A 21,883-nucleotide genomic window follows, 5' to 3' on the forward strand; every position below is an offset into this window, starting at 1 on the left:
ATGACAGCAACCGCGCTGCTGTCCCGATCGCCCGAGAAGCCCCGACCGGCGAAGGAGGGACCCTGTCATGACCGACACCCCACGAGAGACCCGCATTCTCAACGCTGTCGTCTCCCTGGTCGACAGCCTGCTCGACAGTTTCGATGTTGTGGAGCTGTTGACCGATCTCAGCGAGCGCTGCACGGAGCTCCTCGACGTCGAAGCGGCCGGTCTGCTGTTGGCCGGCACGCGCGAGTATCTCCACCTGATGGCGGCAACGTCCGAGAGGTCCCAAGATGTCGAGTTGTTTCAACTCCAGACCGATGAGGGACCTTGCCTGGACTGCTACGCCCACGGGCATCCGGTCTCAGTGCCCGACCTTGCGGCCGAACAGCAGCGGTGGCCGCGCTTCGTCCCCGCCGCTGTCGACGCCGGGTTTGCATCAGTCCACGCCGTGCCGATGCGCGCGGCCAGTACGGTGCTGGGCGCCCTGGGACTGTTCGGAACCAGCCCTGGTGAACCAGACGAAGCCGATCTGCTGATAGCTCAAACCCTGGCCCACATCGCCTCCGTCGCGATCCTGCAGGGGCATCCCCCCACTCCCGCGAGCGTGCAGCCGCAATTGCGCACGGCCTTGACCAGCCGGATCGTGGTTGATCAAGCCAAGGGATTCTTGAGTGAGCGACTAGGCCTTCCCGTCGAGGAAGCCTTCACGCTGCTGCGGCACTACGCACGCGCTCAGGGCAACCACCTCACGGAGGTGTCGCGACTCCTGATCAGCGATCCGGCGGCGCGTGAACAGATCCTCGACGGAATTCGAAGCGAGCCAGGCACACGGCGCCGATAACCCTGCGACAGAGAGTCTTTCGCGATTAGGCGGCGGCGGGTCAGCTGCCTCGGCTCTTGGTGTCCGCGCTCCTGCTCAGCCGGGCCCGCAGCGCGTCTATCTCGCGACGTACGCCGCGCCGATGAGACGCAACTCGGTCACCGGTCATCCGTGGTGTCCGACCGGCCGCCTCGTCAGCCTCGACTGCGCTCAGCGCTGCGGCCTTGACTCCGGCTATCTCGGCGTATTCGACACGCTGCTTGCCTTCGGGCGTGTTGCGCTGCGCAGCAAACATTTCCACCGCGGCATCGTTGCGCTGATTCTGGGTTTTCACCTTCGCCATCAACTTGGCGACGACGAAGATGATCGCCGCGAAGGCGACTGTGAAAACAGCGATGAAAACAATGGATTCGGTGGGCATTGTGGTCCTCAAGTCTGATCGAGTGAAGTTGAGTGCTGGGCCGTGGCACGCCAAATACACGCCAATCGTGTTTGATCGGACGGTAGTCGGACGCGGACCATGCCTGCAAGGCATAGCAGCGTCGGAACAAGGGATTTGGCGTTGGAGCCTTGCCTGTCCACAGAGAGTGGTCGGCGGCTTCGAAAAGGCTGGAAACTCAACCACTGCCGAGTCTACGCGACCCACCGTGGCAGCCCCGTTAGATCAGCGATCAGCCAACTGTGATCCGGCGTACGGCCAGTTTGCCCGCCCTTGTTTCGGGTATTCGCCTGCCACGCGTTGAACACCAGCGTGCCTCTCTTCGCTTGTCCCCAGTGAGGCCGAGCGCACCTCCGGAACTGGATCGTTGAGGCTTCGGTCCGCATCCACCGGACGACGGCGAGCGTGGATGCTCTGTCTCACAGGTGGATTCGGCCAGGGACGTCGACGCCCTTACGGCGATGTGGCTTGTGGAAGAGTTGGCGAGTCTGCCCGGTAATCAGTTGATTTGCTTGGCTTTTGGGTATGGAGGATGCGGTGAGCGACCTGACAATTTCCGGCGAGGCCCCGACCAATCTGGCCGAGGGTCTGAATGCGCATCGAGACCGCGAAGTAGCCGTCGGTGTGCTGATGGGTCTGCGCGGCTGTTCGGTGGACGAAGCAACAAGCGAGATATCCGGCGCGGCAGAAGAAATGCGGATCAACGAACGAGAGCTCGGCTGCGCGCTGGTCGGTCTTGCCAGTGGTAACGACGCGTCGCCGTATTACGCGGCCGTCGCACACCGCTGGCGACACCTGCTGGCGTTGCGGGAACGGGAGAAGAGCCGAGTCTCCGCCAAGTCGCGGCAGCCACTTCGAGTGCGTTATGGGCCTGAAAACCAATCGGTCGTTTGCTGACCTGTCACCAATCCCGTTGATGCATAGACTATTCCGGCGCTTTCTCGAGCTGCTTCTTGGTGGCGTCCAGCAGCTTCGACCAGGCATCTTTGAACTTTTCGACGCCCTCGTTCTCCAACGTCAAAAACACATCACGCACGTCGATCCCGATCGCTTCCAGGGAGTCGAATACGTTCTGGGCCGCTTCAGAAGTCCCGCTGACGGTGTCGCCGGTGATGGCCCCGTGGTCGGCGACCGCATCGAGCGTGGCCTCCGGCATGGTGTTCACGGTGTGCGGCGCCACGAGTTCGGTCACGTAGAGGGTGTCTGAGTAGTCCGGATTCTTGACCCCTGTCGACGCCCACAGTGGGCGTTGCACCCGTGCCCCGTCAGCCTCGAGCGCAGCGTAACGGTCGCCGCCTTCAAAGACCTCTTGATATGCGGCGTAGGCCAACTGGGCGTTCGCCACCCCCGCGCGTCCGCGCAGCGCGGCAGCTTCGTCGGTCCCTATTTCGTCGAGACGCCGGTCGATTTCGGTGTCCACGCGTGAAACGAAGAACGACGCAACGGAATGGATCGTGGACAGGTCGTGTCCGGCGGCCTTCGCGGCCTCCAACCCATCGAGGTAGGCGTCCATCACCAGCCGGTGTCGCTCGACGGAGAAGATGAGCGTCACATTGACGCAGATCCCTTGACCGATCACGTCGCCGATGGCCGGCAGGCCCTCTTCCATCGCCGGAATCTTGATGAAGAGGTTTGGCCGGTCGACAATCTTCCACAGCTCGACAGCCTGGGCGATCGTCTTGTCAGCGTCGTGCGCCAAACCGGGATCAACCTCGATGGACACTCTGCCGTCCACACCGTCCGACGCCTCCCACTGCGGCGTGAGCAGATCGCACGCTGCGCGTACGTCGTCAGTGGTCACGGCGCGGATCGTGGACTCCACATCCGTGTCTCGCTCTGCCAGTTCGGCGATCTGAGCATCGTAGGCGTGGCCCTGGGACAGGGCCGCCTGAAAGATCGAAGGATTGGTGGTGACGCCCACCACGGTTTTCGTGTCGATCAAGTCTTGGAGGTTGCCGGACTCCAGCCGGTCCCGCGACAGGTCGTCCAGCCATACCGATACCCCTGCTGCGGACAGAGCGGCGAGGTTGGGGTTCTGAGTCATCAGTCGTGCTCCTGAATTTCGCGACCCGACCCGTAGGACAGCAATCGATTGTGAGTCCACGGTGGTCCGGTCAAATGAGACGGCGCCAGCCGCATGAGTGCGGCGGCTTCGACGAACAAACGCTACGAGTCGAACGGCTGCTGTAGCAGGGTGTACACCACTTCGGGTGGCCTGAAACCGCTTCACCGAATGTCACGTCCGACGCAGCTGTGCGTGTGCCTCATCCGCTAAGCGCAACGCTTACTGGCTGCGACGAATGTCTCTGTGTCGAGCCGAAAATGAAGCAGCCCCCGCCGGAGTAAACGCCGGCGAGGGCTGCAAAGACAAGGTCGGGTATCAGCCGCGGCCACGGGCTCCCGCGGGTCCTGCATCGACGACGGCGTCAGTCGTGTTGCGGCGTTTCAGTCCAGCCAGCCCAAACAACCCGAGCAGGCCGAACATGCCCCACTTGCCGTTGTCGTCGCTGTGGGTCTCACCAGTGCTGTTGTCGGCCAACGTGATTGACGACGGCGAGGGTGCAGTTGCACTGTCGGTTGCGGCGCTGGCGACGCCCGCACCGCCGAACAGCAGTGCTCCGGTGGCTGAGATTACTGCGATGGTCCTGTGCATGATTACTCCTGTTTCAGCGCAAGGCGCTGGATCAATGGTGAAGAATGAAATCCGCGGACCAGTTTGTTCTAGCTCCAACGAAGCGACGCACTCAGAGAAGTTCAGCGCGTCGAATGGTTGTACCCAATGGGCCTGTGCCTAAACGTTTCCCCCCATCGGTCCGGCGGCTATATGGAACCGTGGACTGCGGGATCAGCAATGGATTCCCGCTGTCATCAAGCCCCATCCACTGTCTAATTAGCTCCGAACAACTTTTATCGAGGAAACCTTGAAAGCAACGCATCCGAGGCGTTTTCTTGAGGAGCCGCCAAACCGTCCGGCCCGGTTCGTAGTAGCGAGCGCCCACAGCACGCGATGGCGCACCTAATGAGGAGTATCAGCAGTGACTGAGTTCGACGCCCAAGCTGAGCGCCAGCCACCTCGGGAGGCTGAGCTGAATGCCGAGCAGGTGGCTTCCGACGATGTCGATCTGGCGACGGGCTTGCAGGGGATTTCGGCGATCGTCGCCACCGGGCGAAGCCTGGAGCAGGTCTTGGGCGAGGTCGCGATGTTCGCCGCGCTGGCTATCCCCGACGCGCAGGAGACCGGTGTCGGTGTGACGGTGATCAAACCGGTCGGCACCACGATGGGTGTCCAAACGTGGGCGGCGACCTCGGCGGTCGTGCACGAGATCGACGTCATGCAGTACGAATTGCTCAACGAGGGGCCGTGTATCCACTGCATGCAAACCCGGCGAGCGGTGGTGAGCGGCTCGTTGGGTGCCGACGACCGGTGGCCGCGGTTCGGCGCCAGGGTGGCCCGCCTGGGAGTCGCGTCAGCGCTGGCCTTGCCACTGCTAATTCACGAGCAAGTAGTCGGCTCCATCAACGTGTATGCCCGCGGCAAAGATGCCTTCGGTGAGCATGCGGTGCGACTGGGCACGGCTTTCGCTGGGCCGGCTGCCGTGTCGGCGTACAACACCCAGTTGCTGATGGCAGCACAAGAACGAGCCGAGAACCTCCAGCGCGCGTTGGTCAGCCGGAAAACGATCGATCAGGCGATCGGCATCGTTCGGGGCCGCACCGGGCTCAACGAGGATGAGGCGTTCAACCGGCTCAAGCGCATCAGCCAGAACGAGAACACCAAACTCGCCGAAGTGGCGGAGAGGATCGTCGAAGAGACGGTGCGACGGGCTCGAAGTCGGCACAGCGGCCCGGGCGAGCGCCCGGAGCACTGAGAGTTACCGCGGGAGCGACGAAGCGCCTCAGGAGCTGGTGGCTTTCCGCTCGTGCATGAACGCGGCGGTGTCGTAGTAGGTGCGGAATGCGTTGATGGTGTCGCCGTTCGACTCGAGGACGCTCACACCGTCGTAACTGAAAGCGGTGCCATCTCGAAGCGTTCCCTTTGATGTCCACTCGAGGAACGCGATGTCGTCTCCGTCGACCCGGTGTCGGAACGACGCTTCGATGTCGTCGAACACGGCGCGGTACTGCTCCCAGAACGCCCGGGCTCCGTCCTTGCCTTCCTCACCACGGGGCATCCCCACCTTGTCGAGCGTGGCGTCGTCCGCGAAAAGCTCGACGAGTGCATCAACCTCGCGCCGGTGATGCAACTCGTCGAGCGCGGCCACAAACTGCTGCGTCATATCCTTCATGGCTTCATGGATACCCCGGCTCGCGGAGATGACACCATCAGCCGGTCCCGAATCAGTCGTTGAGCGCGGCGATTTCGGCGTCAGCGGTCGCTTGGATCAGGTCGAGCAGTTCGACGTCGAGGCCTGGTGCGAACTCTTCACGACGTTCCGGCGCGATGGTCATGGGGAAACCTTCGGGCATCACCGCGGTGCTGAGCTCGGTTCCATCTTTCGACGGTGACGCACCCCGGTACAGCCGGTCCGCCTGGCTCTGATCGTCGGCGCTGAACGTGTACTGGATGCTTTGCAAGCCGAGGTCGAGCAGCTTTTTGACTTCCGGGAACTTCTCGGCATTCGTCTTCGGGATGGGAAGTACCGAACCCCAATCGACCCCCAGCGCCTCCAAGGCTTTCGCGAACGCATTCTCGTGGGCCTGATCGCGGACGATCAGATAAGCGAGAGTGGAGCGCGCCGCCTTGTTGTCCGTCATCTGGTAGATGCGGCACTTCTGCAGGCGCCCAGTGGATTCCAACATCAAGTTGTACAGCAGATCGAGCACGAGGTTTCCGCTGTTGTAGACGTACGACCCGCTCCAGGGATTACCGGCCGCGTCGACCGGTAACGCACCTTGGGCGCCCACCAAATAGTGATGGATGTTGCCGGTGTCCAGTGCAATCTTCAACGGCGTGGCACCTTTGGCACCCGGCTCATCTACGGAATCGGTTGGTTTGCCTTTGTATTCAGGCGAGCCATCCAACAGACGGGAAATGGTGGTTCCGATGAGCTCGACGTGACTGATCTCCTCGGTTCCGACCCCTTGGAGCAAGTCCTTGAAAGGCTTCGACTTGATGTCGCCGCGAAAGTTGATGCTCTGAAACAGGTACTGCATCATCGTCCGCATCTCGCCGAACTGGCCGCCAAGACCTTCTTGTAGTGCATTGGCAGCAGCCGGATCTGGTTCGTCGACGGCGATTTCGTTGATGAACTGCTGGGTGTGCAGATACATATTCACTCCTGTGCGATGGCGCCCGTTGCATATGACGGGTCGGTAGTGCTGTCTGAAAAGGGAGACGTACGAGGCTGGACTGACAACCCGAACGGTTCCGACACACGCCGAAGTAGGAGCAAGGGCTAAAGCGTTGTGCGCCAGCGATTGCCACGACGTGCGAATCAAGTCAGAAACTGGGCGGCGGTGTCACGAGCCATCTGTGCCGGAGGCCTAGGTGCGGCTACGACACCGACCCCAGGCCGGCTGCATACTCAACACAGTCCAGAGAACGCCTTCACCACCGACTTGTCAACACGTCCGCTGCTCCGGCCCGGACACCACGAAGCTCAAGTCCAGTAGAGCGTCTGCGCCATGGGCAGCGTCGCGGCGAGTTCGTTGGCGAACCACGCGCGCAGTTCGGACATGACGTCTTTCGGATAGACATATTTGGCCGTACCGAACTTGCCGAACTTTCGGGTGCGCGACTCTTCATCCATTTCGAGCTTCGTACCGGGATACCAGCCCAACAGCACGTCCCTGCTGATCGGGGTGAACCGGTGGGTGATGCATTCGACGGTCAGATCGAGGTCCGGGACGTCGGCTACGGCATCGGCGACCTGACCCAGCAAGGCTCGATACCCGTCTCGCCAGTGTGGGATCGGCATGATCGGCGCGATGGTCAGTCCGATGGGGTATCCGGCCATCGCCAGCTTCTCCAGCGCCGCGAGGCGTCGCGGTAGGCTGGCGGTGCCGCCTTCGAACCGTCTGGCTACCGCCTCGGCGTTGACCGACATCCTCACGCGGGTGCGGCCGGCGTGCGGCAGGTCGAGCAGCGGTGCGACGTCGTCGAATTTCGTGGTGAATCGCAGACCGACCGGCGCCGCCCAGGCGTGGGTGCCCACGTGCGAGATGGTCGCTGACAAAGAGCCGGTCACCCGCTCCAAAGCCAGCGGATCGGTGTAGCACGAGGCCTCGAATGTGGTTCCCTCCTCGGCCCTTTCGGCCGATGTCGAGGTGATCGTCCCGCGACCGACGTGATCGTCCATCTCGGCGAGTATCTCGGGCAGGTTTGCGTAGACCCGGGTGATGGGCGGTCCCGACAGCGAACCGGCGAGATAGCAGTACTGACAGTGTGCGGGGCAACCTTGAGCGAGGTCGATACGCCAGTCGGCGCTCGGCGGAATGGGCTGGAGACGCCGCTTGCTGGGGGGCGCGACGACCACGGCAAGCGTGCGCTTGGCGAGGGCGTAAACGGCGCGCTCGTTTTCGCCGCGTATCGGCGGCAGCCGATCGCCCGGCAGCACCTGGATGTCGGTGACCCCGGCAGCTTCACACCGCGCGACAATGCTTGCGCCATGCGGCAGTTCGAAGGCCGATCGGGTCACCAACACCTGAGCCGGTGTCCAGGGTGTCATCGGTTCGGGCCGGGGAGGTTGAGCCGCGGAGGAAGAGAGCGAGGTAGTCGTCATTAGCTGACTCCGACGATACGGACCAACAGTCCGCCCGGCAGAAGCCCAGATCAAAGGCGGTATGCCGGTCGGCCGAGCAGCGCGCCGGCCTCAGGGCACATTGTGCTCGGCGATCATCGCGAGCCGCCAGGTGCATTCGCGGTTACGCGGCGCCACACCCAGCAGTTGAAGGCCGTCAGGCACCCAGCGAAGCGGGGCACTGGTGGCCAGTTCGCTCATCTCGACTCGGCAGCGACCGTCGCCAAGATCGCTCAGCCGCAGCGTAATCCGAGCCTCGGCCGCCGGCCGTACCTTCGCCAGTAGGACAAGCTCCTCGCCAGGGGAGCAGCTTTGCACTACGGTCTCGTCGTCGATGACGGCCGGCCACGTCCCGATGGAATGCAGAATGCGCGCACCGGGCGCCGGCCAGTCCGAGTCCACGGCACGGATTCGACTGTTGCCGACGACCCAGCCGGAATACGTCCAGCCGTCGGCCAGCACGTCCCACACCCGCTGACGAGTTGCGGCAATGTCTCGGGTCACAGTCACGACAATTCCTTCCGCTGAGGGGTTGCGAGATTCGCAACCAGGTCAGGACTACCCCCAACGACCGAAACCACGCATTACCGCCCTGCCGTAGGCCGAGGCCGGCGGAAACTGTGGTTGATGTGCGCCGACGCTGGGTATCACATGCGGGACGCATTCTTCAGCCCGCAGGAATCGACGCGCAAATAACAGATACAGATCCGCGCGTCGTCATCGGGATCGTTGCTGAAGGAGATAGTCGTTGCGTGTCGCGTCAGTGCCGGCTTCGCATGTCTACGTTCGCCACTTGTCGGATCCAGTCTGCGCGAATGGTGCAGTGCGGCTGCAGGACCCGGTCCCCGAAGATGGCCGGACCGTGCCATGGGGCTGGTGGCCTCCGGTGATGCTGGAACCCGGGTGGGTGACCGCCAACCATGCCCGCTTCGACGTGTTCCACGTGCATTTCGGATTCGATGCCGTGGAGCCGGTTGCGCTTGCCCGAGTAATGCAGGAGTTGAAGGAACACGGTAAGCCGCTGCTGTACACGATTCACGACTTGCGCAATCCGCACCATCCCGACCCCGAGGCGCACTCCGTACTGCAGGACATGCTCGTGAAGGCTGCCGACGACTTGATCACCCTGACGTCGGGTGCGGCACAAGAGATTCAGCGCCGTTGGGGTCGTGCCTGCCACGTCCTGCCACACCCGCATGTCCTCGAACCCGACCACATCGACCGGGCCCGGCGGGAATCCACCGAGTTCGTCATCGGGCTGCATGCGAAGAGCCTCCGCGCCAACATGGACCCCCTACCTGTTGTCGAAGCGCTGGCCGACATCGTGACGCGGTTACCTCGGGCCAGCCTCCGGATCGACGTCCACGACGAAATTTTTGATCCTGACAATTACTGGTTCGCGCCGCGGGCCGGCGCGGCCCTGTTGCGGTGTGACCGGCGCGAGCAGGTACACGTCCGCGTGCACCCTTATTTCTCGGATGACGAACTCTGGGACTACCTGGAGTCGCTGACGGTCTCGGTGTTGCCGTATCGCTTCGGTAGCCACTCCGGGTGGATAGAAGCCTGCTTCGATCTCGGCACGGCCGTCATTGCTCCGAGTTGCGGATTTTACGACCAGCAAAAGCCCTGCGGTGTATTCGGTTTCACCACCGAAAACTTCGACGCGGAATCGTTGCGACGCGCGGTTGACGACGCCTACCGCCGATGGAACACGGGCGAACCGGCTCCGCGTGCGAGCTGGCCCGCGCGGCGTGCCGAACGCACTGCGATCGCGGCGGCGCACGACCGTCTGTACGAAGACGCACTGCGATGACTGCTCAGCTCCGGATAGCGCTGATCGCGTCGAGTCGCTACCCCATCAGCCAACCGTTCGCGGGCGGTTTGGAAGCGCATGTGTGGCACCTGTCGCGAGCCCTCGCCGGTCGCGGCCACGAGGTGTCGGTGTTTGCCGCTCCAGGGTCGGATCGTGACCTGGACTGCCGCACCCTCGCCGTGCGGCACCTTGTGATCACGGAGTCAGCCCGGGCAGATGCGTCGATGTCGCCGGACGCGTTCATGGCAGACCACCACGCCTACCTGACGCTGATGATGCAGCTCGCCGCTGCCGGCCGAGGCGATTTCGACATCATCCACAATCACAGCCTGCATTACCTTCCGGTGGCCATGGCGTCCATGGTGCCCATCCCGATGCTGACGACGGTTCACACCCCGCCGACGCCCTGGTTGGAATCGGCCATCGACGCCTCCGGTGGGGTGGGGACGCAATTCGCCGCGGTGTCCGCGCACACCGCAGAACTGTGGCGCGGCACTATTCCGCAGATGACGGTGGTGCCGAACGGGATCGATCCCCATCGGTGGCCGCTGGGGGCCGGCGGCGGGCCGCTGCTGTGGTTCGGGCGGATCACCGCGGAGAAGGCGCCGCATCTCGCGATCGCGGTGGCCCGACGCGCGGGCCGGTCCCTGGAACTGGTCGGGCCGATCTCCGACCCGCGGTACTTCGAGGATCAGGTGCAGCCGCATCTGAACGAAAACATCCGCTACTCCGGCCATCTCGACCAGGGTCGGCTGGCAACGGTGATCGGCCGGGCCTCCGCGGTGCTCGTGACCCCGATGTGGGACGAACCATACGGCCTCGTCGTTGCCGAGGCGATGTGTTGCGGAACCCCAGTGGTGGCCTTCGCGCGCGGCGGAATACCGGAACTCGTTGTGTTGCAGTCGGGTCGGCTGGTGGCTCCCGGAGATGTCGAAGCCATGGCGGCCGCGATTCCGGATGCCATCAGGCTTCCGAGGCCCACGGTCCGGGATCACGCGCTCCGGCACTGCTCTTCGGAGGCGATGGTCTCGACCTACTTACGTCTATACCGAAAAATGCTCGAACATCGTGAGGACAGCCATGATCGGTTACTACATACACCACCAGGGCTTCGGTCATCTGGCTCGAGCGATCAGCATCTGCGAACAGCTGCAATACCCGACGACAGCCTTGAGTTCGATGGATATTCCCGAGCCGCACCCGTTCGCCGCAGTCGTGAAGCTACCGCGTGACGACCAGGAAGACCAGGTGGTGGAACCGACCGCGCACGGCGCTTTGCACTGGGCGCCACACCACCACCACGGTTTTCGGGCACGGATGAATGCGGTCTTGCACTGGATCGACACCGCCTGTCCAGCCGCTGTCGTGACTGACATCTCCGTGGAAATCGCAACGTTCGTGCGGCTGCTGGGTGTGCCGGTCATTGTTGTGGCGTTGCCGGGCAAACGTTTCGATGCTCCGCATGCGCTGGTGCACCGTCTCGCGGACCACATCATCGCGGCATGGCCGCGGGAGCTCTACCTTCCGCCGTGGCTGCAACCTCATGCGGAGAAGACGAGTTTCGTAGGAGGTATCAGCCGGTACGACGGGCGGGCATGTCCATCGGCTGAACCACCCGACGATGCCACCGCTTCGACAGGCACCCGGGTGCTGGTTCTATCCGGAGCGGGCGACAGTGTCGGAAGCCGGCTGAGCGATTGTGCGGCGGCCTGTCCCGGGACGACCTGGACCGCAATCGGCGGAGCCGACAATGGTTGGGTCGACGACCCTTGGCCGCACATCTGTGCTGCCGACGTCGTGGTCACCCACGCCGGACAAAGTGCCGTCGCCGATGTCGCAGCGGCGCGACGCCGGGCCGTGGTGATCGCCCAACCTCGGCCTTACGACGAGCAGCCGGCGACTGCAACGGTATTGCGCCGGTACCGGCTTGCCACCGTCGCACACCGGTGGCCGGATGTTCGTGCGTGGCCCGGTCTGATCGCGCACGCGACGGCAGGCGATCCGGAGAAATGGTCACGCTGGGAGGTAGCGGGCGCTGCGTCGCGCGCGGCTCGGGCGGTCGAGTCGACCGTGCAACGTTGCGCGTTGGCGAGTGTGTCGTGAGAACCGCGGTGATCACCGTCGTCCGAGGGCGTGGCCCCCACTTACGTCGTCAACTCCAGGGGTTGGCGCGTAGCACCCGGCGTCCCGACGTGCACATCGTGGTCGCACTCGACGACCTGCACGTCGCGGACATCGTCGCCGACGAAGGTTCATCGGCATCGGTCGTCGATCTGAAAGTGGCTGAGCCGTTGCCGATTGCGTACGGCCGCAATCAAGGCGCGGCGGCGGCACTCGCCAGGTCCGCCGAGTTGCTGGTGTTCCTCGACGTCGACTGCATCCCTGACACTGAATTGATCGCGCGGTACCACGACGCGGCCGAACAAATGCGGGGTGACAATGCTCTGCTGTGCGGGCCGGTGACATACCTACCTCCGCCGGGCCCGGGTGGCTACATACTCGATGACCTGCGGGCGCGAGTCGATCCCCACCCGGCGCGCCCCAGCCCACCCGACGACCAGGTGGTGGTGACAACGGACTACGCGTTGTTCTGGTCCCTGTCGTTCGCGGTCACCTCGGCCACCTGGACCAAGATCGGCGGCTTCTGCGAGCGCTATCGGGGTTACGGTGGTGAAGACACAGACTTCGCACAATGTGCTGCAGCGCAGGATATTTCGATGCAGTGGGTGGGTGGTGCACATGCTTTTCACCAATTCCATCCGACCAGCGATCCGCCCGTCGAGCACGTCGAGGACATCGTGCGCAACGCCAGGATCTTCCACCGCCGCTGGGGTTGGTGGCCGATGCAGGGCTGGCTGGCCGGGTTCGAACGAGACCGCATGATCACCCGTGACGTCGCGGGGCGACCACGCATGGTGGTCCCTTCCTGAGCGCGAACCGTCCGGGCCGGCCGACATCCGGCCGAGCGGGGTGATGGATTCGGATATTTCCTGCGCTCAGCGGGTATGACGGATGAGGCAGGGTCTCGGTGCTCGAGTGTTGAGTAACCAGCACCGAACGATTCAATTCGTAGGCGCGAGGCTCTGCCCCCGGGGCGAGTCCGGTTTTAGGGTCAGCCAACGCGGGGTACACCACCCGGACCATCAAAGAAGACTGTGAAGGGGGCGATGAGATGGGCGCCGAAGACAAAGCAAGCAACAAGATCGAAGACCTGGGCGGCAAGGCCAAAGAGGCTGTCGGCAAGGTAACCGGTGATGACAGCACGAAGAACGAGGGCAAAATCGACCAGGCCAAGTCGAGCCTGAAAGATGCCGGCGAAAAGGTGAAGGACGCCTTCAAGAGCTAGTGGCTATTGTCTGATGCTGGTCACCGAAAGATGCTGGTGGCCAGCATCATTCATGTTCCTGCCTGATGACCCAACGCGACAACGGTGGGACCGGTTAGCTGCGTCATGCGGTGTCCGCGCATTCGCGGTACACCGACCGGGGCTCTCCCCATACCTGAATGGTGAGGTCGGCGTCACTGTAGCGAGCCCGTAGTGGCAGGTCGAACACCGCAGCCGCTTGCGCGTGAGCGGTGGGTCCATCCAAAGGGATGTTCTCGGTGGGAGCAGACCAGTTGGCGATCAAGATCTCCCCGCGCGGGCGCAGTCGGCGACGTACCGCGCGCAAAGTCGCCAAAAGCTCGGGGCCATCGAGGAAGTACGTGACCTCGGACAGCACGATCAGGTCAAAGTCCGAGTCGGGAATGTCAGACGGGGCAGCGCCGAGGAGCCAGTCGACACTGTCGGATCGTGCGCGAGCTATCTCGAGCGCCCTTGCGCTGGCATCCATTCCGACGACGAGGTCGGCACGCTCACGCAGCTGGGCGGAGATTTGTCCTGTGGCGCAACCGATTTCCAGGACCTTCGAGTAACGCCGCCGACCCAGGCAGGCGAGCGTGATTTCGACGCGCCGTTTTTCGTACTCCGACGCATCAAGCTGCCACGGGTCGGTCATGCCGTCGTCGATCATCGTGTCGAACGGCTCAGCTATCTGCGCCCGCGAACGATGAGGTTCGACATCACCGGCAACACGCGAAGCGAGCTCGCGCGGTAGGGGAATCAGGACGGTCTCCATCACTCGGTGCGCTCGCGCCGAGACCGCGGATCCAATCACAGGAAAACCGTCGGCTGAGGTGAGTTGGCTTGTGTAGCAATGGATTGCGGCGGCCTTTGCAATCAGAGCCCGCAGTGGCGGCGCAATGACGCGCATCCGGTCCCAGTCGATATCGTCAGGTGTCGCCCAATGCCAGAGCCAGACCGGGTAGTGCAGCAACGCCGCCCCGCGGTCGCGTGTCACCGCCTCGGCGGCGGCGGCCAACGCTTCGTGGTCCGAGTGACCGTCACATTCGACCGGCGCGAACAACAGGGTCTGCGCGTCGACGAGTTCCAGGAGCCGCTCGCCCATCTCGCCGATCGCGTTGTGCAGATCGCCGTCGGGCAGGTTCCACCAGACTGTCTTGATGTGGGCACCCAGGACGGCAGTGGCGCGCTCGGCTTCGACGCGGCGCTCGGTGGAACCGGGTCCGTTGCCGCCATGGGTGGCGACCACGACAGTCACCGTCGCCGCGCTGTCGGCGAGGTCGGCCAAGGCGGCACCCAAAGCCAATGTCTCGTCATCGGGGTGGGGCGCCAGCAGCACGACATGGGGATATCGCTTAAGGAGGGAGTCGAGTCCCAGCCGCGGAACGTCGTCCCATCGGGAATCGAGCAGCCACGTCGGCTCGTCAGTCCCGCTCTCGCGGTGGGTGAATGGTCGCGTGTCAGGCATCGCCGAACCCCGGCAATTCAGCCTCCGAGGGAACAACTTTCAACGCAGTCGGCGGTGCGGGCTGGTCGGACTTGCGTGCGGGTGGCATCGAGGGGGCTCCGGAAACTCGGCGCTGGTCACCCGCGGGGCTGGCGTGGTGCGGTTCAACGATTCAAATACCCACTGGGCTGCCATCCAATCGCGGTACGGCGCCCGCGCAGATAGACGGAGCTGCCATACGAGAGCCGGAGCGCCCAGCTAACCGGCCGAACCGGCGCCCTCCAGTGGCGGCAGATCGCCCGTGGTAGCCACGCTCTCGGCGATGTCGGCAACCTTCACGTTGAGTCGCTGCGACGCACCCCTGAGCAGTGCGAACGCCTGGTCGGCGGTGATGCGATGGCGTTCCATGAGAACGCCTTTGGCCTGACCGATGAGGTCGCGGCTGGCGATCGCGCGTTGCAACTGGTCGGCGCGCTGGGCTTCGAGCAAAGCCAGGGCGCCGTGCGTCGCGTAGAGATCGGCGAGCCTCTTGGCGGAGTCGTCGAAAGCAACGGGTGAGCGGGCGTAGAGGCTCAACGAGCCCAGCCGGCGGTCGTCGACCCACAATGGGACGCACAACATCGAGTGAATCCCCAACTCCAGGCCTGCGGCGGCGAATTCGGGCCAGCGCTGGTCGACCGCGAGATCGTCGACGTGAATGCTCGCCTGCTTGCGGGACGCATCAATGCACGGCCCCCGTTTGGTGCGTTGCTGAAGCGCGTCCAACTGCGGAGGTGCCTTGCCGATTGTCGCCTGGGGTTCGAACCGGCCGCCCGCGTACAGATTGAGCCCGGCCTCGTCGGCGCCGTTGATGGCCGCGGTAGCCGCCGTGAGAATGGCGATCAAAGTGCCCTGGAGGTCGGCCTCTTCGACGTGCAACGCCCGGCAGAGCACGTGCAGCGCGTCGAATTCCTTGTCGCCCAGCGCTCGGAGGCCGTCGAGCTCTGAAAGCAACTCCAGATCACCGTCGACCGCCCCGGGCGCCGATTTCTCCTGCGAACGAGACATGCCGCAATTGTTGCAGCCATCGGGTTTGCCCTGCCACTTTCCGCGGTCTTTCGACCCCGGGGGATGGTCGCGCGGCAGTTCACGGCCTGCTGAATGTCAGCATGCCCTCTTCGTGGTCCAGCGCCCTCCCGAGAACACGGAGGCCCTGATCGGGAAGCATGCCGGCGTCGCGCCAGCGGACGAGTTCATCACGCTGGGCATCGATCGCCGCCCGGCGCATCTCGAGCAGTGCCTCATCTTGGGGAAATGCCGGGATGCCGTCATTGTCCGTCACTTCGAAGGCGTCGAGTTGTTGTTGCCGGGACTTGAGCCGAGCCGAGAGCTGCGCGCGTACGGTGTCGATGGCTTGGCGCTCGACGGTGTCGTGGCTCTGCTGGCTGAGCGCGTCCATCCGTTCGATCGCGGCCCGGATCGCGGCAACCCCGGCGAGTTTACGAAGCCGCGACTCGTCGGCGGGCTTCGCGCGAATACCCAAGGCGCGGGCCAGCGGGGCGAAGGTGAGCCCTTGTCCGACCAGCGTCACGAGGACGACGACGAACGTGCAGAACAGCAACAGATCGCGGCAGGGAAACGGTGTACCGTTCGCGGTCACCAGCGGCACCGTGAAAATCGCGGCGAGGCTCACGACGCCGCGGGTGCCGGCCCAACTCAGCACGAAAACCTCACGGCCGTTGAGCCGCTGCGAGTCGTGATCGACCGGGGCCCGGGTCGGGACGGAATCGGTGGAGTCGTCGAGGTCCGCACCGGAGACATCGCCGAGACGGGTGTGCAGCGCACGCGGCAGCATCTGGGTGACGAGTAACCACAGCGGCCGGATCACCAGCACCACCGCGACGGTGATACTCACGGCCAACACGATCGTGGACACCGGGAAAGCATGGAGTCCGTCGAGTATGTGGGGGAGTTGCTGACCGATGAGCAGAAAGACGAAGCCTTCGAGCAGGAAGTTGACCAATCGCCAGACGGCACGCGTCTGCAGCCGGCTCGCCCCGGATTCCGAACGGGGTAGATCGTGGCCGACGATCAGTCCGCACACCACCACGGCCAGCACGCCCGAAGCTGACACCTCTTCGGCCAACAGGTAGGCCACGAAAGGTGTGGCCAGGGACACCGCGTTGGCGGTCAGAATGTCCGAGGTCCATCGGCTGACGAGACGCCGCAGGACCGCGATTGCGACACCCACCGCGAGACCGCCGACCGCGGCCAACAGGAATGTGCCGGCCGCTGACGGCGCGGAAAACCCACCCCCGCTGGCCGCCGCGATCGCCACGGACAAGGTGGTGAGCGCCGTCGCGTCGTTGAGCAGGCCTTCGCCCTCGATCAAGGTGATGATGTTGGCCGGTAGGCCGACCCTGCGCGCGACAGCGAGCGCGGCCACCGGGTCGGGGGGTGCCACGGCCGCACCGAGCGCCGTGCCCACCGCGAACGTCGCACCTCCAACCAGCACAGCGAACGCGATCCCGACCGAAAACGCGGTCAGCAGCACGAGGACCACGGACAGACTGATCACCGCGCGCAGGTTGCGCCGGATCTCGATGAGAGACGACTCGAGAGCCGCGTAGTAGAGCAGCGGCGGCAAGATGCAGTACAGCGCAGGCTCAGGGCGAAGAGCGATATTCGGTCCGGGCAGAAACGCGTAGGCGATACCGCCCAGAGCCAGCAGCGCCGCGCTGGGTAACCCGGTGCGTTCCGCGATCCAGTGCACCGCCACGATGACGGCGACGGCAACCAGCAGCAGTACCAGACCCATATGCAGACTCACCCCACCATCATCCCGGCATCTCGACGCAGCCGACATTCGGAGCGGCCGCCTCAGGGCCATTTCGTGGGTTGCCGATTTCGGCGCCTGGGTACATCCAGTCCGGGTCGCGCGCTCGCCGCCCCTGGTGACGAAGTCGGAGAGGCGGACATGGACCGCGTGGCTAGAGTTCGGCAGGCATCGATCAAGATCGGCAGAATCCAGCGTCGCGTCTGGCTGATCCAGACGTTGTTCTGGCCCGGGGCGCTGGTCGCCGGAATCGTGGTGGTCGTGGCGGTCGGTCGGTTGGTCTGGCGTCGGCGGGCCACGGTGGTGGGATCAGAGCCCGCGACGGCGGCTGCCGCCGGCAACGGCGTCGTCGTGTCCGCAGCACCTGGCGAGTCGCGCTTGAACACCCCTTCCAGCGGGAACCATTCCGGCTAATCGATGCGCGCGGGTGACGCCCGCACGTTAGGTTCCGTCGCAATGAAGCGAGAGGGAGCGCGCGTGGTGCATGGCAGTGACCTGGTGACGAGTCCTTGCGACACACATGTCGTCGCCGAGATCGGTTGTCGATCGTGACAACTCCACCGCTGCAATTGATCGAGCGCGTCGACGGCAACGCGACGGTGCTGGCCGCGGATGGCATCGTCGACATGGCTGCCGCGCCGACGCTGACCGATCGGATTCGGGTGATTCTTCGTCGCCGACCCTCGATCCTGGTCGTCGACCTCACAGCGGTTGCTTTCCTCGCCACGGCTGGGATGAGCGTGCTGATGGAGACCAAGCGCAAGTGCGACGAACTGTCCATCGGCTTCAGGGTGGTTGCGGTCGGACCGGTGACCGTCAAATCCATGCAGTTGCTGGGAATCGACGATCTCCTGGATCTCTATCCGACGGTGGACACGGCGCTGGGGGCCACGCCGCCGAGTCCGACGCCCAGCGCTTAGGTTCGACGCCGAAACTCCCTGCCGCACTGGGCATTTGCGGCGAGGGTTGTTGGCCGCTGTGGTGTGCGCCCACCACTCATCCGACATGTTCCAGCGGTTCTTGCTACGCCGCGATATACGACTCTAAATTAATAGAGTAGTTTGTTCTGCGGATAGGGCCCCGGGAAAGGATGAAGGACATTGAGTAACGCCATTGCGGTCTTCAACCCGTCCAACGAGGAGCAGATCGCGGAGGTGCCCGACTCCGACCAGGCGGCTGTCGACGCGGCGGTGGCCCGGGCTCGTGAGACCTTCGAATCGGGCGTGTGGCGCAAGGCTCCGGCCACGCACCGGGCCAACGTCCTGTTCCGGGCCGCGCGCATCATCGAGGAACGTGCGGACGAGCTGGCCGCGCTCGAAGCTCAAGACAACGGCATGAACACCAACGCGGCGAAGCACATCATTCCGGTCTCGGTCGACATGCTGAAGTACTACGCGGGATGGGTCGGAAAGATCCACGGCGAGTCGGCCAACCTGGTTTCCGACGGCCTGCTCGGCACCTGGGAGACCTACCACACCTTCACCCAACTCGAGCCCGTCGGCGTGGTCGGCCTGATCATTCCGTGGAACGGCCCCTTCTTCGTGGCGATGCTGAAGGTGGCGCCGGCCCTCGCGGCGGGCTGCAGCGCCGTGCTGAAGCCGGCCGAGGAGACTCCGCTGACCGCGCTGAAGCTGGAGGAGATCTTCCGCGAGGCAGGCCTGCCCGACGGCGTGCTGAATGTCATCACCGGCTACGGCGAGACCACGGGCGCGGCACTCACGGCGCACCCGGACGTCGACAAGATCTCGTTCACCGGGTCGACCGAGGTCGGCCGGTTGATCGTCAAGGCGGCCGCGGGCAACCTCAAGCGACTGACCCTCGAGCTCGGTGGGAAGTCGCCGCTGATCATGTTCGACGATGCCAATCTGGACAAGGCGATCATGGGCGCCGGCATGGGCCTGCTGGCGGGCTCTGGACAGAACTGTTCGTGCACTTCCCGCATCTACGTTCAGCGGGGCATCTACGACCAGGTGGTCGAGGGCCTGGCAGGCTTCGCGAAAATGCTGCCGATGGGCGGCAGCGAAGACCCCAATTCTGTTCTGGGACCGTTGATCAGCGACAAGCAGCGCACCCGCGTCGAAGGAATCGTGAACGACGGCGTCGCCGGCGGCGCCAAGGTGATCACCGGTGGTCAGCCGATGGACCGCAAGGGTTACTTCTACGAGGCCACCATCATCACCAACACCACACCCGATATGCGGCTGATCAAGGAAGAGATCTTCGGACCCGTCGGCTGCGTCATTCCGTTCGACGACGAAGACGAGGTGCTGGCCGCGGCCAACGACACTCACTACGGGCTGGCCGGCTCCATTTGGACCGAGAACCTTTCCCGCGCCCACCGCGTCGTGAATGAGCTTCACGCGGGCCAGATTTGGGTCAATTCATCGCTGGCGGCCGACCCCTCGATGCCGATCAGCGGCCACAAGCAGTCGGGTTGGGGCGGCGAGCGCGGCCGCAAGGGAATCGAAGCGTACTTCAACACCAAAGCGGTCTACATCGGCTTGTAGCCGAGGCGGCCCGGCTACCGGGCGTATCGGTCGTGCAGTTTGGTCAGGGTGGACTCGATGCCGGTCACGTTGAACCTGGTGGCGCCGATCAGGTGGTAATAGCCGATCGCGTTTTTGATCGGGCCGGCGTCATGAAAGTCGAACGTCTCGGTGACCTTGGTCGTCGTCGGTGACAGCGCTTCGAATTCCCAGCGCCAGTGGTGGCCCACGGGGTGACGCCACTCGACGAGTTCCTCCGGCTTGACGGCGGTCACCCTGCTGGTGATGCGGTACGGGATGCCCAGGACTTTCATGTGGGTCGAAAACTTCGATCCCACAGTCAGTGTCGACGGCGCTTTGATGTTGTCACCGACAGTGCCCGAGCCGTCGAGTTCGTGGTGGCGGCGTGGATCGACCGCCATGGCGTACAGCTCTGCCGCCGGAGCGGCGACCTCCACCGAGCGACTGATCCGGCGCGGCCCGGCGTCGACGACAGCGACGCTCACGACGCTCCGCTGACCTCGATGACGACTTTGCCCCGGGCATGGCCGACTTCGACACCTGCCAGTGCGTCGGCAGCCTCATCGAGCGGTCGGACGTCTTCGACGTGGGGGTCCAATTTGCCGTCCGCGACCAGGGATCCGACGATCTCGAGCACGCGCGAGGTCCGGTCGCGTTCGATGAAGTGACCGCCGAGCTCGCCGACTCCTGGGTCTCCTGCGCTGATCAGCTTGCCGCGGTCGGTGAGCAAACCCGCCACTGCGCGGAGACCGTCGCCGCCGGCCAGGTCGAGGATTCCGTCGACACCGTCGGGCAGGATTTGTCGGATGCGCTCCTCCACACCATCGCCATAGGGCACCAGGGTGGCGCCCAGCGACTCGACCAGTGCGCGCTTGTCCTCGCTCGCGGTGCCGATGACGTTGATGCCGAAGTCGCGGGCAATCTGCGCCGCGGCGACACCGACACCACCGCCGACTCCGTTGACGAGGAGCGTCTGGCCTTCCTTCAGACCGAGTTGCGTCACACCGTCGTAAGCGGTGGCGGCTGCCACGGGCAACGTGGCGGCGTCGTTGAAGGAGACGTGAGTTGGCTTGTGGGCGGCGGCGTTTGCCGTGACGAGCGTGAACTCGGTATAGCCACCCGAGCCTGGTGCGACCGAGCCGAACACCTCGTCGTTCTCAGCGAAACCTTCGACGTCCTTGCCGACTTCCCGGACCACGCCCGAGACCTCCGAGCCGAGCACGGCGGGCAGATCTGAGGCGCTCGCTTCGCCCATCATCCCGGACCGGATCTTCCAGTCGACAGGGTTGACACCCGCACTGCGCACTTCGACGAGCAGTTCGCCGGGCAGCGGGGAGGGCATCTCCAGCTCGAGGAACTCTTGGACGTCAGGTCCGCCGTTGCTGCGGTAACCGAATGCTTTGACCATGCGCGACGCTTACCCGGTCAAGGCAGGGGTAAACCGGGCGCCTAGCCCGGGGCGCCCTCGGCCGCGGCTTTCAGGGCGTCCAGCGTCCGACGGATGTTGACTCGCTGGAACTCTGGGAACGTCTTGCCCGAGGTGACCACCCGGTCGAAGACCGCGACCAGCGGATCGGGCCACGACGTCCGGTCGTCGTTCCAGATCTCGGTGACCCGGGTTTGGCCCGAGGCGGTCGGCTCGAACCGGTACTCCCAGGACGCGTTCGCGCTGCGAAGGCGCGGTTTCTTGATCCCGATCGTGTGAACGGTGAAGGCGAAGCGTCGCCCGGGATCGGCGGCGGTGACCGTGCAGCGGGTGATCCACGCGGCCCGACCCCGCTTGTTGCGCCCTTCGAACGTCATGCCGACAAACGCTGCGCCGTCCTCCGCCGGGTTCAAGACCGTTGCTCCCCGGTTCTCCGGGCTCCACGTCGGCATCCGGGTTGGATCGCTGATGAGTGCATAGAGCTTGTCTGCGTCCGTGTCGATGTCGACGGTGTCCGACACCGTCAGGATTCGTGCCATGTCGACGGC

General features: G+C 64.3%; 24 protein-coding genes. 12 read left to right on the plus strand and 12 right to left on the minus strand.

Annotated elements, in window-relative coordinates; all coding sequences use genetic code 11:
- The first annotated feature begins 67 nt into the window (after positions 1 to 67).
- The 3 genes from CYU59_RS09840 to CYU59_RS09850 all read left to right on the plus strand — a co-directional run bounded on the left by CYU59_RS09840 (position 68) and on the right by CYU59_RS09850 (position 2,141).
- Complete coding sequence (locus CYU59_RS09840; protein ID WP_292988657.1) at positions 68 to 826, plus strand: GAF and ANTAR domain-containing protein; 759 nt, start codon at positions 68 to 70, stop codon at positions 824 to 826.
- Between the two features lie 121 nt (positions 827 to 947).
- Positions 948 to 1,244, plus strand: a complete 297-nt coding sequence (locus tag CYU59_RS09845) for a hypothetical protein (RefSeq protein ID WP_292988659.1) — start codon at positions 948 to 950, stop codon at positions 1,242 to 1,244.
- Positions 1,245 to 1,769: 525 nt separating this feature from the next.
- A complete protein-coding gene (locus CYU59_RS09850) occupies positions 1,770 to 2,141 on the plus strand; it encodes a hypothetical protein (RefSeq protein WP_292988661.1) in 372 nt (123 codons plus the stop codon).
- A 28-nt stretch (positions 2,142 to 2,169) separates the two neighbouring features.
- Here the strand turns inward: CYU59_RS09850 and tal are convergent, their stop codons facing one another.
- On the minus strand, positions 2,170 to 3,291 hold the full coding sequence (tal, locus tag CYU59_RS09855) for a transaldolase (protein ID WP_292989040.1): 1,122 nt from the start codon (positions 3,289 to 3,291) through the stop codon (positions 2,170 to 2,172).
- Between the two features lie 333 nt (positions 3,292 to 3,624).
- Positions 3,625 to 3,897 (minus strand): WGxxGxxG family protein, encoded by a 273-nt coding sequence (locus CYU59_RS09860; protein ID WP_292988662.1) that lies wholly within the window; start codon positions 3,895 to 3,897, stop codon positions 3,625 to 3,627.
- Between the two features lie 382 nt (positions 3,898 to 4,279).
- Between CYU59_RS09860 and CYU59_RS09865 the strand changes: the two genes are divergently transcribed.
- Positions 4,280 to 5,113 (plus strand): GAF and ANTAR domain-containing protein, encoded by an 834-nt coding sequence (locus tag CYU59_RS09865; RefSeq protein ID WP_292988664.1) that lies wholly within the window; start codon positions 4,280 to 4,282, stop codon positions 5,111 to 5,113.
- A 27-nt stretch (positions 5,114 to 5,140) separates the two neighbouring features.
- Here CYU59_RS09865 and CYU59_RS09870 read toward each other — a convergent pair whose 3' ends face one another.
- From CYU59_RS09870 to CYU59_RS09885, 4 genes are all read right to left on the minus strand, one after another.
- Positions 5,141 to 5,521 (minus strand): nuclear transport factor 2 family protein, encoded by a 381-nt coding sequence (locus CYU59_RS09870; RefSeq protein ID WP_292988666.1) that lies wholly within the window; start codon positions 5,519 to 5,521, stop codon positions 5,141 to 5,143.
- A gap of 61 nt (positions 5,522 to 5,582) precedes the next feature.
- Entirely contained in the window at positions 5,583 to 6,515 is a 933-nt protein-coding gene (locus tag CYU59_RS09875) for a manganese catalase family protein (RefSeq protein WP_363114368.1), read from the minus strand.
- A gap of 329 nt (positions 6,516 to 6,844) precedes the next feature.
- Complete coding sequence (locus CYU59_RS09880; RefSeq protein WP_292988670.1) at positions 6,845 to 7,966, minus strand: spore photoproduct lyase family protein; 1,122 nt, start codon at positions 7,964 to 7,966, stop codon at positions 6,845 to 6,847.
- A gap of 90 nt (positions 7,967 to 8,056) precedes the next feature.
- The gene (locus tag CYU59_RS09885; protein ID WP_292988672.1) at positions 8,057 to 8,494 is read right to left on the minus strand and encodes an SRPBCC family protein; all 438 of its coding nucleotides are present in this window, start codon (positions 8,492 to 8,494) and stop codon (positions 8,057 to 8,059) included.
- Between the two features lie 253 nt (positions 8,495 to 8,747).
- Between CYU59_RS09885 and CYU59_RS09890 the strand changes: the two genes are divergently transcribed.
- The 5 genes from CYU59_RS09890 (at position 8,748) to CYU59_RS09910 (ending at position 13,143) form a co-directional block, all read left to right on the plus strand.
- Positions 8,748 to 9,797, plus strand: coding sequence for a glycosyltransferase family 1 protein (locus tag CYU59_RS09890; protein ID WP_292989042.1), 1,050 nt, complete (start codon positions 8,748 to 8,750; stop codon positions 9,795 to 9,797).
- Positions 9,794 to 11,029, plus strand: a complete 1,236-nt coding sequence (locus CYU59_RS09895; protein WP_292988674.1) for a glycosyltransferase family 4 protein — start codon at positions 9,794 to 9,796, stop codon at positions 11,027 to 11,029. The genes CYU59_RS09890 and CYU59_RS09895 overlap by 4 nt, the downstream gene beginning before the upstream one ends.
- Positions 10,977 to 11,900, plus strand: a complete 924-nt coding sequence (locus CYU59_RS09900; RefSeq protein ID WP_292988676.1) for a hypothetical protein — start codon at positions 10,977 to 10,979, stop codon at positions 11,898 to 11,900. The genes CYU59_RS09895 and CYU59_RS09900 overlap by 53 nt, the downstream gene beginning before the upstream one ends.
- On the plus strand, positions 11,897 to 12,727 hold the full coding sequence (locus CYU59_RS09905; protein WP_292988678.1) for a galactosyltransferase-related protein: 831 nt from the start codon (positions 11,897 to 11,899) through the stop codon (positions 12,725 to 12,727). Before CYU59_RS09900 ends, CYU59_RS09905 begins: the two co-directional genes overlap by 4 nt.
- Before the next feature lie 242 nt (positions 12,728 to 12,969).
- Positions 12,970 to 13,143 (plus strand): CsbD family protein, encoded by a 174-nt coding sequence (locus CYU59_RS09910; RefSeq protein ID WP_292988680.1) that lies wholly within the window; start codon positions 12,970 to 12,972, stop codon positions 13,141 to 13,143.
- A 103-nt stretch (positions 13,144 to 13,246) separates the two neighbouring features.
- Here CYU59_RS09910 and CYU59_RS09915 read toward each other — a convergent pair whose 3' ends face one another.
- From CYU59_RS09915 to CYU59_RS09925, 3 genes are all read right to left on the minus strand, one after another.
- Positions 13,247 to 14,608 (minus strand): PIG-L family deacetylase, encoded by a 1,362-nt coding sequence (locus tag CYU59_RS09915; protein ID WP_292988682.1) that lies wholly within the window; start codon positions 14,606 to 14,608, stop codon positions 13,247 to 13,249.
- 237 nt (positions 14,609 to 14,845) lie between these two features.
- Entirely contained in the window at positions 14,846 to 15,634 is a 789-nt protein-coding gene (locus tag CYU59_RS09920) for a GAF and ANTAR domain-containing protein (RefSeq protein ID WP_292988683.1), read from the minus strand.
- Positions 15,635 to 15,713: 79 nt separating this feature from the next.
- Complete coding sequence (locus tag CYU59_RS09925) at positions 15,714 to 17,384, minus strand: sodium:proton antiporter (RefSeq protein WP_292989044.1); 1,671 nt, start codon at positions 17,382 to 17,384, stop codon at positions 15,714 to 15,716.
- Between the two features lie 159 nt (positions 17,385 to 17,543).
- On the opposite strand from CYU59_RS09925, the gene CYU59_RS09930 reads away from it, so the two are divergent.
- From CYU59_RS09930 to CYU59_RS09940, 3 genes are all read left to right on the plus strand, one after another.
- Positions 17,544 to 17,816 carry a hypothetical protein gene (locus CYU59_RS09930; protein WP_292988685.1) on the plus strand — a complete coding sequence of 91 codons (273 nt, stop codon included), beginning with the start codon at positions 17,544 to 17,546 and terminating at the stop codon, positions 17,814 to 17,816.
- A 134-nt stretch (positions 17,817 to 17,950) separates the two neighbouring features.
- Positions 17,951 to 18,322 carry an STAS domain-containing protein gene (locus CYU59_RS09935; protein ID WP_292988687.1) on the plus strand — a complete coding sequence of 124 codons (372 nt, stop codon included), beginning with the start codon at positions 17,951 to 17,953 and terminating at the stop codon, positions 18,320 to 18,322.
- Positions 18,323 to 18,502: 180 nt separating this feature from the next.
- Positions 18,503 to 19,909, plus strand: a complete 1,407-nt coding sequence (locus tag CYU59_RS09940; protein WP_292988689.1) for an aldehyde dehydrogenase family protein — start codon at positions 18,503 to 18,505, stop codon at positions 19,907 to 19,909.
- A 14-nt stretch (positions 19,910 to 19,923) separates the two neighbouring features.
- Here CYU59_RS09940 and CYU59_RS09945 read toward each other — a convergent pair whose 3' ends face one another.
- The 3 genes from CYU59_RS09945 to CYU59_RS09955 are packed head-to-tail and all read right to left on the minus strand — an operon-like array spanning position 19,924 to position 21,874.
- On the minus strand, positions 19,924 to 20,394 hold the full coding sequence (locus tag CYU59_RS09945; RefSeq protein ID WP_292988691.1) for an SRPBCC family protein: 471 nt from the start codon (positions 20,392 to 20,394) through the stop codon (positions 19,924 to 19,926).
- Positions 20,391 to 21,317 carry an NADP-dependent oxidoreductase gene (locus tag CYU59_RS09950; RefSeq protein ID WP_292988693.1) on the minus strand — a complete coding sequence of 309 codons (927 nt, stop codon included), beginning with the start codon at positions 21,315 to 21,317 and terminating at the stop codon, positions 20,391 to 20,393. The genes CYU59_RS09945 and CYU59_RS09950 overlap by 4 nt, the downstream gene beginning before the upstream one ends.
- Before the next feature lie 41 nt (positions 21,318 to 21,358).
- Positions 21,359 to 21,874 carry an SRPBCC family protein gene (locus CYU59_RS09955; RefSeq protein ID WP_292988695.1) on the minus strand — a complete coding sequence of 172 codons (516 nt, stop codon included), beginning with the start codon at positions 21,872 to 21,874 and terminating at the stop codon, positions 21,359 to 21,361.
- Positions 21,875 to 21,883: the final 9 nt, after the last annotated feature.

Source organism: Mycobacterium sp. (assembly GCF_002863225.1).
Classification (GTDB): Bacteria; Actinomycetota; Actinomycetes; order Mycobacteriales; family Mycobacteriaceae; genus Mycobacterium.